The sequence below is a fragment of the Brasilonema angustatum genome (assembly GCF_059505445.1).
In genome coordinates this window covers 19,539-34,501 of record NZ_JCACKO010000056.1, presented here as the reverse complement: position 1 = coordinate 34,501, position 14,963 = coordinate 19,539, and the positions used below count along the sequence as shown (strand labels likewise).

Genomic DNA, 14,963 nt, shown 5'->3' with positions numbered 1-14,963 from the left:
CGTCCGGATCTAATAGAGAGGAGCGGGACATAATAGTCCCCTTCGACTCTACCATTCTGAGTAGCAACGCGCCTCGTATCTTCTGTTCCTTCACCCAACCTTACTAATGCCAGAAATACTCGTTGTGCCTGCTGCTGTTGGGAGTGGCTTAGTCTAGAATAAACTTGTTCAGCATGTTTCACTAGTGCTTGCTTGACACCACCAACCTCATCATAGGCTCTGTGAGTCAGTTCACCATCTTTCTGGTTATCCCACAATTGTGTTAAAGCAAATTCTAGTAGAGGCAAATTACCCGGTTCATCCCCGACATCATCTAGTATTCTTTCGGCTAAATGCGTTTGCAGTCGTACATTTAACTTTTGAGCGGGTTTTTCAATGGCTAGCTTTAATTGCTCTCGCTCCATTAACCCCAGTGGTTTAAATGCAATTTGCTGTAATGCATTGCTGAATGGACGGTAAGAGAGAACATGCTCGTAGAAATCAGCACGCAACGTAAAAACCAACGTGATACTTTTGTGTTGAACTGCTGCCAATAAAGTATCAATGAAGCGCTGTTGTTCTTCCTTGTCAAGACATTGAGTGTAAAGTTCTTCAAACTGGTCTACAACCAGCAAAAAGTGTTTCGACGGTTTATTTTCTAAAATTTGAGACGCTAACAGATGTAGCTTAACTTCGCCTTTTTTTAGACTTTGTGCTAATCTACCAACCTGAATTGCTGTTTCGACTTTATTAATATCTGGTTCTAATTGACGCACTAAAGTTAAGGCTAGTTCATCAAATGGTTGGCTTTTGGGACGCAATGAGTCAATTAACCAAATACCTTCTTCTCTCAACTTAGGAATTAATCCGGCAAACACGACAGAAGATTTACCAGAGCCACTCGCACCAATAACTGCAACCAATTGTTGGTGGTGAGCTATCTCAAACAATTCATTAGCAAACTCCTCTCGCCCAAAAAAGAACGCTGCATCTTTCTCACCAAAAGCCGACAACCCCAAATATGGATTAGGAGGAATATCACCAGCTTCAAACTGAATATCAGCAGGGTGAATTAATCTTGTCTTGAGAACTGGCGTTTGGTTTTCTTTTAATCCTACCAGTTGTGAACAACCCAAATCAAAAGCAAACTCTACTGTTTCAGAAGCACCTAGAGCATCATAGAATGCCACAGCAAAAGCGATCGCAGCTTTATCCCCAATGGTCTGATTCATGCCAATGACATACTTAATGTATTGGCTAATACCTTCTGCTTGTACTTCTGAATAGCAGGCATTCAATACTACGCACTCAACCCCCTTAACTGCAAACAACTTAAACAGTTTTGAAAGTGCATCCTTATCGATCTGTGTTGGTTGCCCCGTATCATCCTCTAAAACAATACCATCAACTCCTGTACCGTGCCCACAGAAGTGAACTATTTGTGGTCGGTGTTCTAAAATTGCTCGGTAGAAGTCACGCGATCGCACTGCCCCTTTTTTTACTAACCTGAACTGCCCCCCATTTGAAGCACGTTGTAATCCTTCTTCTATTTCCCGCACTTCCTTATCTAGTTGTAGTCTTGCGGTATTTGTGGGATTGGCTGCTAAAATCAAAATTGTTTTGACACTAGTGTTGCCATTCGTGGTTTTACCATTATTTTGTTGCTTTCCCACGCTGCACTCCCCAAGCTTTTTGTGTCTACAACAGATAGAATCACACGAATAAGCCAGTTTTACGCAAAACAAGATCCATTCCTTCAGGCAAAAGTCTCCAGCATATCACCAGGAGGTTTCACTTTGGCTGTGAATGTTGTTGTTCAGCAGCAGCGCCTCATATTTTTCAGTATTGGGATTGTTGGGGGTCACACTACATGGGCTAAATAAATTTTGGACTTCGTGATCACTCAGGCGATCGTCTACTCCTTTCGGTGCCCGAAAATTACCGTAAGGTGTGCAGGGGAGCAAGGGAGCGCTTGGGTGCAGGGGAGAAGAAATTACATCGGTAATCTTACACCGTGAAGGGAGTAAGCAAAACAAATCCCCACAACCACATCGGATTATGGAGATTAAAAGTATTATCTAGATTGACCTTTTAGTAGGGGCAAACGAAGGTGTTTTATGCACAGACGCAACGCCAAGAATTTATAAAGAAGTGCTCAAGCTACTCTTTTGCGCTAAAGTCTTAACATTTATTTTTGTGTAAAAAAAATTACCACAGTTGTCTTGTTATTTTTCCAGAATCAAATTCAGCAACAAGTCGTCATTAAAATATAAAGCGATTAAGATAGGCGATAATGATTATCTATATAGGAAAGAGGCTAGGGCATGGTTGCTGAGGTAATAACAGATTCAGTCCCCGTTACTGTTCTGACTGGCTACTTGGGAGCGGGCAAAACAACACTGTTAAATCGCATCCTAACCCACGAACATGGCAAGAAAGTTGCTGTAATTGTCAACGAATTTGGAGAAGTGGGTATTGATAATCAATTGGTTATTGATACGGATGAAGAAATCTTTGAAATGAACAACGGCTGTATCTGTTGTACGGTGCGTGGCGATTTGATTCGCATCATCGGTAATTTGATGAAGCGTCGTCATAAATTTGACCACTTAGTCATAGAAACCACAGGTTTAGCTGACCCCGCGCCAGTGATTCAGACCTTTTTTATGGATGAAGATATGCGCGATCAACTAGAGTTAGATGCTGTGGTGACGGTGGTGGATGCTAAACATATATGGCAGCACTGGGATGCCGATGAAGCACAAGAACAGATTGCCTTTGCCGATGTGATTTTACTAAATAAAACCGATTTAGTGCCACCAGAACAGCTTGATGAGCTAGAAAAACGGATTCGGGGGATGAATGCTATGGCTAAAATCTACCGTACCCGTGAATCTGAGGTATCAATGGATGCTTTGTTGGGTGTGAAAGCTTTTGACCTCAACCGCGCCTTAGAAATTGATCCAGAATTTCTGGGTGAAGACGCGCATCAACATGACGAAACTGTTTTCTCTGTAGCTTTGGTAGCAGAAGGCACACTCAATGGCGACAAGTTATATGATTGGATGGGAGAGTTACTGCGTACCCAAGGACCAGATATCTTCCGTATGAAAGGTATTTTGAATATTGCTGGGGAAGATAACCGCTTTGTATTCCAAGGGGTACATATGTTATTTGACGGAAAAGCGGATCGTCCTTGGAAAAAAGGTGAAACCCGCAAAAATGAACTGGTTTTCATCGGTCGTAACTTAGACGAAGCCCAACTAAAACAAGATTTTCTCGCTTGTTTGGCCTGAAGAAAAGATGAGGGAGTCAGCCCCTAGCCCCTTCGGGGCGCTACGCAAACGGGGAAGTCAAAAGTCAAAAGTCAAAAAGTGTAGGAGTGTGGGAAAATATCCCTCCCTCCTTCCCTCCCTCCTTCTCTCCTTCCCTCCTTCCCTCCTCATCTTCCATACACAACCATGAACGCCTCAACCCTCAACTCCAAAGAATTTGAACAGCAATATTCGGGGACGCTTTCGGATTATGTTACGGTGATCGCCTGGTCCCCAAAAGGTACAACTCTAGCAGCAACTTCTGCTGCTGGTGAAGTTGTGCTGTGGCAAGATGGTGATCTGACAACTTTACAAACTGGTAATGGTGAATCAGTAAATTGTGCCGCCTTTTCCAAAGATGGACAATTTTTAGCCGTTGGTGGACAAGATGGAAAGGTAAAAATTTGGCGAGAAAGCGAATTAATCGCCACTTTAGAAAATTCTCCTGCGTGGGTTGATAAGCTAGCATGGAGTCCGACGGACAATCATCTCGCTTTCAGCTTAGGGCGTTATGTTCAAGTATGGAATGCTGATACTCGTGAAATAGTCGTCACCTTGAATTTTGATGCCTCGTCGGTTTTGGGTATTGATTGGCGTGACGATGGAGAGTACTTAGCCATTGGCGGTTACCTGGGAGTCAAGATATGGGACTCTCAAAACTGGGATGAAGACCCATATATCCTAGATATACCTTCTGTCAGTGTAGCAATAGCTTGGTCGCCGGATGGCAAATACCTTGCCTCTGGTAATATGGACCGTAGCATTACTGTTGTGGAATCGCAGATGTTATCCTCTGACGGCGAAGCCCAACCTTGGCTTATGCAAGGTTTTCCTGGCAAAATTCGCCAAATTGCATGGTCAGAATTAGCGACTCAACAAGGCGCACCTCTGGTCGCCTGTTCCAGTGTTGATGGTATTGTTGTGTGGGAGAAGCAGGCGGATGACTCCTTGGGTTGGGAAGCAACAGTCTTAACGAATCATGTTGATATCATTCAGGCGATCGCCTTTGCACCCAAAAGCTTTCTGCTTGCTTCCGCTGGTACTGATGGCTGGATTTGTCTGTGGAAAGAAGCAAAGGAAGTCTCTCAAATTCTTACAGGTGTTTCATCCGGGTTTTCAACACTCGCTTGGCATCCTCAAGGTAACCAACTTGCTGCAGGTGGTGAAAATGGTGAGTTGTTTATTTGGTCAAAAACGAAGCTTGGTCAAGGCTTTGGGGATAAATAATTTCTTTTTTTCTGAATCAGGGATTGCTGAATTCTATTTTCAAGCATCCCAGGGCTGAACGCGAGTGCGTGCCGTAGGCATAGCCACAGGGTTTTCAGCCATCCTTATAATGTTAAATTTTTTTGCCAATGGCATTAATATTTTTTGTGGAATATTACTTTTCTTTGCGATGGTGTCAATATCTTGATTGATAATGATTATTATGTTCAGGAATTGAGTCACAGTTGACTCGAATGTTCACCAAAGGAAAGATATATGTCTCTAAACGTGAGTGTGCATCTCATTGAACAAGCAAAAGCAGGTCAGGTTAACGAAGCAGATTTTGTAGCCACCATTAGAGATTCGTTACCTTATGCTTGGAGTGTTGTTGAAGGTTTAGCTGAACGTTTGGCAAGAGGAGAAGAATGGGCTAATCATGCTGTAGCGCCACCAAGTGAAAAAGCGCGTGCTCAATTGTTGCGGATGATGGGTGGAGATGCTATACGTGGAGCAGTTGAGCGTTATTTTGGTATCAAATTGGCATTTCAGAATTGTCACAGCGTTGCTGTCTTTCACCCAAATAGATTAGATTCTGCTGCTTACCAAGATTTTATTTCCATTAAGAGTCAAATTCTTAACCAAACACCAGAATTAGTAGACTGCTAACACTAAACTTCCTGTAAAAGAACAAAGAACAGTAAAGCTACGATACCCCTTGTTTTATCCTCCACTAAGAAGTTTTCCTTGTTTATCCCGACATGAGGAAATTAGTAGGAGTAGTGAAACAGGGGGTTTCGTTTATGAGAATTTTTCTATAATTGCCTAAAGATGCACAATATAGCTGGTTAAAACAACTCCTAAAAGGAAGATACAGCATTATTATTGTGTTTGTTCTTATAGAAGTATTTATGTCAAGAAAGTTACAATTAATCCAACCATTACGTGCTGCTCTCGTTGCTTTTACTCTTGGATTGTTTGGGTGTCATAATTTAGGTAGTATGGCAAACACTTCTACTGGCACTCTCAACTCCAGTGAACACAATGCTAATCTTCCTAAAGTCGTAGCAACAACAAGTATATTATGTGACTTAACCAAGCAAATAGCACAGGAGACAATTAATCTCACCTGCCTAATTCCCCCTGATACAAATCCCTACTTTTATCAACCAAAACCAGAAGATCAACAAGCCATCCAGCAAGCTAAATTGATTCTTTTCAGTGGATACAATTTAGAACCGAGTGTAGTCAAGCTGATCAAGGCGAGTAAAAATAGTGGGGCAAAAATCGCAGTTGCTCAACGTGCTGTTCCTCAGCCGCTAAAGTTTGAAGAAGAGGATAAAACAGTTTCTGATCCTTATGTTTGGCACAATGCGAAAAATGGTATCAGGATGGTAAATGTTATTAACAATAACCTGAGTAAAGCAGTACCAGAGAATGCATCTTTATATAGTAACAACGCGGAAAAAGTCAGAAATGAACTCACAAAACTAGATGGTTGGATTAAGTCAAGAATATCTAGTGTTCCTGCCAAACAACGCGAATTAGTAACAACTCATGATGCAATGGGTTATTATGCCAAAGCATACGGTCTTTCTTATGCATCTGCTTTAGAAGCTATAAGCGATAGAGAAAAACCTAGTGCAACACGAATAGAATCACTGGCTACATACATTAAAGAATCTAAGATTCCTACGCTTTTTACAGAAACAACAACAAACAACTCTAATTGGATTAACTCTGTGACTGAAAATACAAAAGCGAAAGTGTCACAAAGAAAGCTATTTGTTAATAACTTAGGTGCGCCAGGAAGCGAAGCAGACACTTACCAAAAAATGATGGTTGCTAATACTCGCACAATTGTAGAAGGGTTAGGAGGGACGTATCTGATTTTTGAACCAACACTCTCAAGTAGCCAACAAAAAAGTGGTACCGAGAACCAGTAACTATTAAGCATTCGGTAATTGGTAATGGATCATGGGAAATAAACCCACCATTACCATCTTAAGTATTACGTAATAATACAAATAGTATCAGTAGCATTAGGTCAACAGCATGAGTTGCGAGTTGTGTGAAAGACAAGTGCAGCCGTTAACGGTTCATCATCTGATTTCTAGACAGAAAAAGGGTCATCATGGACCGAAGATAAATATCTGTTCTGCCTGCCATAAGCTTGTTCGCTCTATTCTTTGAAAAGCAAAATTAAGAAGTTATTGAACAAATAACTTGTAAACTATGGCAATTGTAGGGGAGTAATGGTTGGTTATCAAAATTGTTGTAACCGAAAACCATCTTTGATTTTATAAAAACCATCAAGGGATATTAATTAATCCTAGTGAATTGTTCTTGTAAGTAAGTCGGCACGATAAAACCAATGTATGTTGAGTTTTGTAAAAATTGTGGAATGAGTCATTTCTAAGCTGTTTGCTGATTTTACATTTTGTTACATAGGTTGATTTTTTAACGCCGACTTACTTAGATCGCTGTTTTCGTTTGTAAAATTAGAATCTTGGACAATCAAAAGCGGTGTACCAGCATTCTTGTCTAGGTTCATCGCCTGAATTACTGCAAAAACTTCCTATAAGGAGTTTAGTCAAGTCTTTTACCTATTCCAATCAGCTTTTTCTGTTTTATAAATCGAACATATTCAAGACAATTTTTTGTCTCTACGGATTGTTGAGCCAGGGGTCAGATTCCGTCGGCTAAGCCAAGTGACAACCGGGAGTCCCAGCAAAAAAAATACAGAACTATTTGGCTCAGGAACTGAAGTAGTGGAAATAGGTGTCACAGTGATATTATCAAGCCCCATAGGATTAGAGCAACATGTTACTGCCGGGTTAGTTAGAGAGATTGTCAAGCTGTCGATTAAGTAATTCGAGTTCGAGTTGACTACAGTTTTAAAATTACCAAAAGTGTTTGGAACCGTACCTTCAAAAGAAAATACCGCTGTTGAATTTAACGAGCCCGTTATTACGTAAGGGATTGGAGTTACACTGGAGTAAAGATCGACCGAGCCGAATGTAAATTTAGAGTCATTATTTGTAATTTGAATTGTAGCAGTCAGCGGGTTTAGACCAGCCTCGTTCGTAAATTTTATAAAGGGAGCCGGTTTACCGTATGAGTCACTTACAACCCAGGGACCAGAAACTGCCGAAGTTGTAAAACCAGATTCAGTATAGGTTGATAGCGTCCCTACAGATGCTTGCTCAAACGTAAGCGTCGCAGCAGATGCCGCTTGTTGTACTCCAAGCAGCAGACCGAGTAAAGTAATCAGGTGTGTAGCAGGAGCTATCGATACCAAAAAATTAGAAGTCAAGGCAAAATAACTTTTCCAGAAATGAATCTTATTCATTTTTTCCTCTAAATATGAAAATAAATAAACATACATCTTGCACCAATAAAAATTGATGGTATTTGGTCACTCAGCATGAAAACTAAAGCCCGTATTTTACAGAGAAAAGCCAATAAAATTCATATAACTTTGTTGCTCTGCTTTTGACTTAGCCCAGGCTTTGAGGATACCTACTTGTTTGTATCGTCAGAACCAGAAACATAATTATGACGCTTAAGATTGCCAACCACTAAAGACGCATGGTACTACCTCTTTAAGAAAAGTGATAGGTGAACTTCTGTTTATTTATCAGCTTCAAGCGTAGTGTTTTATGCAAAACCTCATTTTTTGTTACAAAAGTTCATGTACTGTAGGGTGGGCATTGCAATGCCCACCCTACAGTACATGTGTATTTCACTTAAAATCCCCGGCTATACCTGTTACTCCAAGGAACGCGGTGGGAGAGTGTCAAGCAGTACGGAAACGCGCCAACTCCTCACCTGTCTTGGCATCATGGGCGTGGACAGTACAAACTAAACATGAATCAAACGATCGCGCCACATGACCCACTTCCACTGGATCGGTCGAGTCGAAAATAGGTGTCCCGACTAAAGCTTCCTCAATCGGTCCGCGTATTCCTTCTGCGTCACGCGGTCCGATATTCCAAGTACTCGGTGCCATAATTTGGTAATTCTTAATCTTACCACCCTCAATCTCCAACCAGTGACACAGGGAACCGCGCGATGCTTCTGTTGCACCCCAACCGCGCCCATCTTTTTCTTTGGGTTTGATATACCAGGTGTCATTCAGGCGGAACTCGCGCAAGCAGCGTTCTGCTTGTCTGTATAACTTGACAATTTCGTGGACTCGTGCTAGCTGTCGTATATGAATACTGGCACCACCCAACTCTTTGAATGCATCTAGAATAAACCCATCGTAGTGCTGCCAAGACTCGCCATGTTTACCACCAGCCACTAACTGACGTGCGAGTGGTCCTGCTTCCAAGCGTCCTAAGTCTTTGTGACGTACTGCTGTTGACCAAGTGTATTGCCCATTGAAGTCTTTGACATTATTTTTGCTTGGTTTGGTTAGGCGGTCAAAGGGGTGAATGTCTGATGTCAGTTCCTCATACCAGGAGTAAGTTGTATTTTCCCGGACAAAAGTCTGATCCATGAGAGTGTGGGTGTCGCTGAAACTGTCGTAGACTCCACTCTTCATAATCAGGGATGCATTTCGCCCTTCTATTGTTGGCTTCTGGTATTTTGCTTCATGAGGTAAATATCCCCAAGTAACATATCGACCTACACCAGCACCATATTTATCTAGACCTATATCTAAACCCATGCGCCAATAAAAACCTAAGTCAGAGTTTGCATGACTTGGGCTTTCGTCTAGCCATTCCATGAAGTCTTCATAAGTCTGAATTTGTTCGTAGCGTTCTAAAGAACAACCTAACCACACAGGTTCTAACCAATTGGTGCGGAAGTATTCTAAAATTGACCACGCGCGAGTCACGTCTGTTAAGGTGGGGGCGCACATCACGCCACCAGGAACCATATAACTGCTGTGGGGCCATTGACCGCCAAAGAGGGCATAAATTTCGACAGGTTTAGCAGAAATTGTGATGCCAAGTTCGTAAGACTTACCAGTGAAAGCGGCAAAGCGTCTGCAAGCTTCTAGATAATAAGGACTGTATTGGTACTTTTTATTGGTTAAATCAATAGCGAATAAACCGTAAAAGTAACGAGGTATGCTTTGGATTGTTTCGACAATTTGACCTAAGTTTCTTGCCAAAATTGCATTACGCGGGACTTCTGTTCCCCAAGCGGTGTCCAATGCCCAAGCTGCACTTGTCAGGTGAGAAGCACCGCAGATACCGCACACACGAGGTGTGACAATTAATCCTGCTTGGGGGTCTTTCCCGCGTAGGATAACTTCAAATCCTCGAAAGAGTTCGGCATGTGTCCAAGCGTTGACGACTTGCCCGTCTTCTATTTCCACTCGGACATCTAAATCGCCTTCTACTCTCCCGACTGGGGAGATGTCTAATGTTTGATTTCCCATTTGTTTTTTGTCCTGTGTCATTTGTGCTTTGTGCTTTGAATGAATGCTAATGACCAATGACCAATGACTAATGACTAAGGATCAATGACTAAACTGTAAAAAAGTCATCTTCTGCCCAATGAGGCATTGTGTCTTTCGCCACAATGGAGAGTAGGGCATAGTCTTTCTTGTTCACTCCTGTGGGTAAGTCTTTGGGAACTCCCATCACGGTTTGTGTCTTAAATACAGTTCCTGGTTTGAGGTCGTAGAAGGGGAATTCGGGTTCGGTGCAACCTAAACAAGGCATCCCGGCGCGGGTTTTGGAGGAGACGCGGTTCCACAAAATGCGGTTGCAGGAGGAACGAGTCATTGGTCCGCGACAACCTAAGTCGTAGAACAAGCATCCTTTACGTTGACCAAAATCGGTGGTTGATGCTTTGTAGGCAAAGTGGATGTTGCGGGTGCAGCCTGTTTGGGTATAGGTGTTGAAGAAAGTTTGTGGACGATGCAACTCGTCAAGGACAATATCGCCAATTCTATTAGTGGCGATCGCCACTAATATTTGTGTGATCCAGTCGGGATGGGCGGGACATCCAGGAATGTTGATCACGGGTAATCCCGATTTTGTCCGGAATTCTTTTCCTAAAAAGCCCCCTTCTTTGCGTTTGAGAAATTGCAATCCTTTCGATTCACTAGGATTAGGTGCCATTGCTGGAATTCCTCCCCAAGTTGCACAGTCTCCCACTGCGACTATATAGTTAGCAACTTGGGATAGGTCGTTTAACCAGTCTTTCATGGGGCGATCAGCAAAGCGGTTCCATTCTCCTGTGCCATTAGGTGCGTTAATAACTGTGCCTTCAAAAACCAGGATATCCAAAGGAATCTTGCCCAAAAGACAGTCCCACAGCATTGTCTGCAAGTTTGCACCTAGTTCCAGTCCTAAAGATGGATGCCAAAGGACGTTTATGCCAAAGTCAGTAACTAAATCACAAGCTGTGGGTTCTTCAGCGTTAAGAAATGACATGGTGTTGCCTGAACATGCACCACCTTGCAGCCATAGTAAGTTAGTCATCAGCTATCTTTTTTTTCTATTGTTTAGCCTGCATGATTCAGGTGACGTTATTGTCGCGTCTCAACTGTTTTTCATTCTTTATTTTTTATATCATGTATTTTTTAATTCTATTGTTTATCTTTCACAGAAAGATTTAGACATTTTGAAACGAAATTTAGTCTAATTTTGATAAAACAGTTAACCTATAACTTTTTTTGAGAACAATGATAGATAAAATAACAGCTAGATTCTGTTAAGATAATCTTAGTTTTTTTTAGGGAAATAATTAAAAAATCTGTTATCTCAAAGAATTTTTTGGAAACAAATGAAAATTTTAGGATTTCTATTTGAATTTTTAACAGAACTCAGTACAGTGTATGTTAAGAGTTAAGCCTTAGAAGTTAAGCATTCCCTACCTCAACTAGTAAGTTCATAAACCAAAGCGGATTCCTATTAAAGTATAAAGTGAATATAAATATAAGTTAAGATATTTTTATCTAAATCAAACAAAAAAATATACTTTTTTCAACAGAAATGTTTTATCTTAAAAGAGAATAGACTTAATTAATTCAAGGAGTATTTATCGGTTTTTTAGCCAAAATACTAAACGCTTAATATAGCTCTATCCCTTTTATAGCAGTCGCCAAACCCGTTAGGACAAGTCGACGGTAGACACCTTCAAAGCGCGTATATTGTGAATTTATTGTTGTCCTAAGCTTCCTGTCCGTTGCTATATCTTCAAGCCTCTGACTAAAAGGGAACTCAAGCGCCTAATTTTAAAAGAGGGGATTTACCAAGACACAACTCATTATCTGCGTAAACAAGCTTGGTTGGTACAACCCAAAGATGCAAGAAATATGCATCTTAAAGGTGTGCGAACTTGAAAGACTCAATTGTCCAACCTGCTATAGGAAGATGGTAATGACCCTCAGCATGACAGATTCTGCGGTGAAGGCGGCAATGGATATCATAGCCTCAACGCCCGCAACGACACAAGAAAAAATTGAGATGCTGATTGAAATGGCGCAAGGCTTTCAAAAAAAGCCGAAAACTGCCCAAGATTTATGGAATGCAGTTTCGCTATGTCACCAAGCGTATGATTTATGTGGTGAGGATAATTTACTTTGGCAAGCTAGGGCAAAGGTAGGAATGGCACTTGCTTTGAAGGCTATTCCCGATGTTGGGGAACAACTGTTATTAGAAGCGAAACAACGATTAGATGAAGCCCTACCTGTTATACAACAGCTTGCAACACCCGTGGAAGTAGCAGAAACCCAAATGAATTTTGGGTTAGTGTTGCAGTCACTTGTGCCATTTAATTTAGCGCGGGTGACAGATAGCATCCAGGCTTATCAGAAAGCTTTGCAGGTGTTTACCTGGCAGAAGTACCCGCAGGAATATGCGATTTTACACAACAATATTGCAATTGCTTACCTCTCGACGCCTTTGACAACACAAACAGAATACCTGCGTCAAGGCTTAGCAGTGCAGACATTTGAGGAGGCGCTGAAGCATATTGAGTTAATCAGCCATCCCAGGGAATATGCGATGTTGCAGAATAATCTGGGCAACGCTTTGCAATATCTACCGAGTTCGCATCCTTTGGAGAATGTTGTGCGGGCGATCACCGCTTATGAGGAAGCGTTAAAAGTGCGTAACCCTAAAGACACACCCTTAGAATACGCCAACACAATTTCTAACAAAGCCAACGCCTTATTGAACTTACCAGACGACTCAGAGAAACCAGAAGCTGGAAATCTCAAAAATCTCTTGCAAGCGCGTGCCTATTATCAAGAAGCTTGGGAAATTTTTACTCAACATGGACAAATAGAACAATCCCAAATTGTAGCACAGGTACTGCAAGAAGTTGAGACAGAAATCGATAATGGTTAGTAGTTGGTAGTTTAAAAAAATAACAACTAACAATTTTCGTGCAGGAGATAAGAATGACAGACCTTTTGACAAATCCTATTTTAAAAGATTTTTTCACAAGCTTAATCGCTGGCGACTTAAATCTGATGACGGGATTTGTGTGGTTTTTAGTAGCAACAGCCTTATCTATGATTGGCGGTGCAATTGGCGGAATCATTTTAGCCAAAGAAGATTTAGGCTATGAGTTAGCTGCACTACTTGGTGGATTCTTTGGTCCGGCTGGCGTCATTCCTGGAATAATCTTAGGGCTAATAGTCTTGAATGCGTTGAAAAATTTTTAGGAGGAATCATGTTAGAAATAGGATGGTTCAGCGCTAGGCTATTTTTTAAGGGAAAGCTACTGCGCGACCCCATGAATTTTGTCAAGCAAACTGCAATTGGTATTAGTATAAGTGCATCGTTGTTGTTTTTGCTTGCACAAACTCAAGTTAGCCTTTGGATACCAGTTACTGTCTCTAGCTTTTTGACTGGTATCTTAATGCCATTTCTACATAAAGAACTCAAGATGAAGTAAATCTCAGACAGAAAGCTAAAAAATTATAAAGTTTTCCGTCTCTTAAAATTAACTGAGGCTATTATTAGCCCGGAAGTTTAGTTCTAAACGGCTGAGCACGCAAACAAATTTCAACTCAGTAATTACTTCTAATCTAAAATTTTTTTGAGGGGTTTCAAACAGTGAACAACGGGACACGACACTGATAAGTCCTAACTCTTAACTGATACCTGTTTGGAACTCAACGGAAAACGACACTGCTAACTGAAAACTGGTAAGTGATCACTGAAAAAAGCGGCATTTGTTTATTCCAAAATAACCGATGAACACAGCAAGTAAAATGACTCTTACACCTAAAGATGCAACAGAAGCGGCAAAAGTTTCCCAACTTTCACCTTTTTTGCCTCAAGGTGCAGAAGTTATTTTAGGAACGACTCTTGATGTGGGTGAACTAGCAACACCTGTCTTACCCAGCAGTAGAGAAATGTTTGGTCCTCGTGGTGCTTGTTTGATATCTGAAACTGGACCATTGTGGGTATCAGATACAGGACATCATCGTTTATTAGGATGGCGGAATGTTCCCACTCAAGATAGTCAACCTGCTGATTGGGTGATTGGACAACCAGACTTTAACCATGAAGGACAAAATGCCAAAGGTAGTCCGGGAAGGACAACACTCAGTGTACCAACTGGAATTTGTGCTTGTGGTGAAGGTTTAGCAGTTGCAGATGCTTGGAATCATCGCGTTTTGATTTGGAAAAAATTGCCAGAAGATAGCAATGTTCCAGCCGATTTAGTATTAGGTCAAACTCATTTCACTGACAACGAACCAAACAGAGGAACTCAACAAGCAGCAGCCAATACTCTCAACTGGTGCTATGGAGTTTTCTATCATCAAGGAAAGCTATTTGTTGCGGACACAGGCAATCGCCGAGTTTTAATTTGGCATCAATTACCACAAGAAAATGGTCAGCCTGCTGATGTTGTCTTGGGACAACACCATATGATCTCCCGTGATGAAAATGGCGGTGATACTGCTTCAGCATCGAGTATGCGTTGGTGTCATGACATCACTGTTTGGGAAGAAAATTTAGTTGTCACTGATGCGGGTAATAACCGTGTGATGATTTGGCAGGGAATTCCAACAGAAAACAATGCCCCTTGTGCAGTAGTTTTAGGACAAAAAACTTTTGATTCAGTTGAAATCAATCAAGGAGTTTATTTTCCTAGTGCTTATAGTTTGAGTATGCCTTATGGTGTCACTGCTGCTGGTGAGTGGTTACTTGTTAGCGATACAGCTAATTCAAGGCTATTAGGCTGGAAAAAGCCAGAATCAATTTTGTCTTTGCACGGAAGCGAAAGTCATGCACTTGCTGGACAAAGAGATTTTCAAAGTAAAGGTGAAAATCGTGATTTTGGGTTAGCCAAACGAGATAGCTTGAATTGGTCTTATGGAATTAAAGTGTGTGGAAATACTGCGGTCATAGCAGATTCCGGAAATAACCGAGTTTTACTTTGGAAGATAACTACCAAAGAACTAAGCAACTCTTGAATCAGAACACAAAATAAGTTTACATAACTCAGTGTTAATTCAGTTACACAGTCTGTAAATAGATT

13 protein-coding genes are annotated in these 14,963 nt (G+C 41.3%); 8 read left to right on the top strand and 5 right to left on the bottom strand.

Translation table 11 applies throughout. The annotated features are described in order from the left end of the window. Positions 1 to 1,652: nSTAND1 domain-containing NTPase (locus AC5JM2_RS12190; RefSeq protein ID WP_495835142.1), on the bottom strand; the 1,652-nt coding region annotated here is incomplete at its 3' end. A 651-nt stretch (positions 1,653 to 2,303) separates the two neighbouring features. Here AC5JM2_RS12190 and AC5JM2_RS12185 point away from each other — a divergent pair. Both AC5JM2_RS12185 and AC5JM2_RS12180 read left to right on the top strand, forming a co-directional pair. Next, positions 2,304 to 3,275 (top strand): CobW family GTP-binding protein, encoded by a 972-nt coding sequence (locus tag AC5JM2_RS12185; RefSeq protein ID WP_495835141.1) that lies wholly within the window; start codon positions 2,304 to 2,306, stop codon positions 3,273 to 3,275. A gap of 165 nt (positions 3,276 to 3,440) precedes the next feature. After that, complete coding sequence (locus tag AC5JM2_RS12180; protein WP_495835140.1) at positions 3,441 to 4,520, top strand: WD40 repeat domain-containing protein; 1,080 nt, start codon at positions 3,441 to 3,443, stop codon at positions 4,518 to 4,520. Positions 4,521 to 4,559: 39 nt separating this feature from the next. On the opposite strand, the gene AC5JM2_RS12175 is transcribed toward AC5JM2_RS12180, so the two are convergent. Continuing rightward, positions 4,560 to 4,742 carry a hypothetical protein gene (locus AC5JM2_RS12175; protein WP_495835139.1) on the bottom strand — a complete coding sequence of 61 codons (183 nt, stop codon included), beginning with the start codon at positions 4,740 to 4,742 and terminating at the stop codon, positions 4,560 to 4,562. Between the two features lie 33 nt (positions 4,743 to 4,775). Here AC5JM2_RS12175 and AC5JM2_RS12170 point away from each other — a divergent pair, with 33 nt between their 5' ends. Together AC5JM2_RS12170 and AC5JM2_RS12165 are read left to right on the top strand one after the other, a co-directional pair. Further along, the gene (locus tag AC5JM2_RS12170) at positions 4,776 to 5,165 is read left to right on the top strand and encodes an SCO5389 family protein (protein ID WP_495835138.1); all 390 of its coding nucleotides are present in this window, start codon (positions 4,776 to 4,778) and stop codon (positions 5,163 to 5,165) included. 242 nt (positions 5,166 to 5,407) lie between these two features. Beyond that, on the top strand, positions 5,408 to 6,442 hold the full coding sequence (locus AC5JM2_RS12165) for a metal ABC transporter solute-binding protein, Zn/Mn family (RefSeq protein WP_495835137.1): 1,035 nt from the start codon (positions 5,408 to 5,410) through the stop codon (positions 6,440 to 6,442). A gap of 701 nt (positions 6,443 to 7,143) precedes the next feature. Here the strand turns inward: AC5JM2_RS12165 and AC5JM2_RS12160 are convergent. From AC5JM2_RS12160 to AC5JM2_RS12150, 3 genes are all read right to left on the bottom strand, one after another. Beyond that, positions 7,144 to 7,884, bottom strand: coding sequence for a hypothetical protein (locus AC5JM2_RS12160; RefSeq protein WP_495835136.1), 741 nt, complete (start codon positions 7,882 to 7,884; stop codon positions 7,144 to 7,146). Between the two features lie 411 nt (positions 7,885 to 8,295). Next, entirely contained in the window at positions 8,296 to 9,891 is a 1,596-nt protein-coding gene (locus tag AC5JM2_RS12155) for a nickel-dependent hydrogenase large subunit (RefSeq protein ID WP_495835135.1), read from the bottom strand. 88 nt (positions 9,892 to 9,979) lie between these two features. Beyond that, positions 9,980 to 10,942 carry an NADH-quinone oxidoreductase subunit B family protein gene (locus AC5JM2_RS12150; protein WP_495835134.1) on the bottom strand — a complete coding sequence of 321 codons (963 nt, stop codon included), beginning with the start codon at positions 10,940 to 10,942 and terminating at the stop codon, positions 9,980 to 9,982. Between the two features lie 900 nt (positions 10,943 to 11,842). On the opposite strand from AC5JM2_RS12150, the gene AC5JM2_RS12145 reads away from it, so the two are divergent. The 4 genes from AC5JM2_RS12145 (at position 11,843) to AC5JM2_RS12130 (ending at position 14,898) form a co-directional block, all read left to right on the top strand. Next, the gene (locus tag AC5JM2_RS12145) at positions 11,843 to 12,814 is read left to right on the top strand and encodes a hypothetical protein (RefSeq protein WP_495835133.1); all 972 of its coding nucleotides are present in this window, start codon (positions 11,843 to 11,845) and stop codon (positions 12,812 to 12,814) included. 53 nt (positions 12,815 to 12,867) lie between these two features. After that, positions 12,868 to 13,134: an asr0689 family protein gene (locus tag AC5JM2_RS12140; protein ID WP_495835132.1), complete on the top strand. Its 267-nt coding sequence runs from the start codon at positions 12,868 to 12,870 to the stop codon at positions 13,132 to 13,134. Positions 13,135 to 13,142: 8 nt separating this feature from the next. Further along, positions 13,143 to 13,367 (top strand): hypothetical protein, encoded by a 225-nt coding sequence (locus tag AC5JM2_RS12135; RefSeq protein ID WP_169264957.1) that lies wholly within the window; start codon positions 13,143 to 13,145, stop codon positions 13,365 to 13,367. A 319-nt stretch (positions 13,368 to 13,686) separates the two neighbouring features. Then, positions 13,687 to 14,898 carry an NHL repeat-containing protein gene (locus tag AC5JM2_RS12130; protein ID WP_495835131.1) on the top strand — a complete coding sequence of 404 codons (1,212 nt, stop codon included), beginning with the start codon at positions 13,687 to 13,689 and terminating at the stop codon, positions 14,896 to 14,898. Positions 14,899 to 14,963 lie beyond the last annotated feature (65 nt).

Bases quoted from the DNA above. Each gene is read 5' to 3' on its own strand.
- AC5JM2_RS12155 (WP_495835135.1), bottom strand. From the start codon at position 9,891: ATGGGAAATCAAACATTAGACATCTCCCCAGTCGGGAGAGTAGAAGGC.
- AC5JM2_RS12185 (WP_495835141.1), top strand. From the start codon at position 2,304: ATGGTTGCTGAGGTAATAACAGATTCAGTCCCCGTTACTGTTCTGACT.
- AC5JM2_RS12140 (WP_495835132.1), top strand. From the start codon at position 12,868: ATGACAGACCTTTTGACAAATCCTATTTTAAAAGATTTTTTCACAAGC.
- AC5JM2_RS12150 (WP_495835134.1), bottom strand. From the start codon at position 10,942: ATGACTAACTTACTATGGCTGCAAGGTGGTGCATGTTCAGGCAACACC.
- AC5JM2_RS12170 (WP_495835138.1), top strand. From the start codon at position 4,776: ATGTCTCTAAACGTGAGTGTGCATCTCATTGAACAAGCAAAAGCAGGT.
- AC5JM2_RS12160 (WP_495835136.1), bottom strand. From the start codon at position 7,884: ATGTATGTTTATTTATTTTCATATTTAGAGGAAAAAATGAATAAGATT.
- AC5JM2_RS12145 (WP_495835133.1), top strand. From the start codon at position 11,843: ATGACCCTCAGCATGACAGATTCTGCGGTGAAGGCGGCAATGGATATC.
- AC5JM2_RS12135 (WP_169264957.1), top strand. From the start codon at position 13,143: ATGTTAGAAATAGGATGGTTCAGCGCTAGGCTATTTTTTAAGGGAAAG.
- AC5JM2_RS12165 (WP_495835137.1), top strand. From the start codon at position 5,408: ATGTCAAGAAAGTTACAATTAATCCAACCATTACGTGCTGCTCTCGTT.
- AC5JM2_RS12180 (WP_495835140.1), top strand. From the start codon at position 3,441: ATGAACGCCTCAACCCTCAACTCCAAAGAATTTGAACAGCAATATTCG.
- AC5JM2_RS12130 (WP_495835131.1), top strand. From the start codon at position 13,687: ATGACTCTTACACCTAAAGATGCAACAGAAGCGGCAAAAGTTTCCCAA.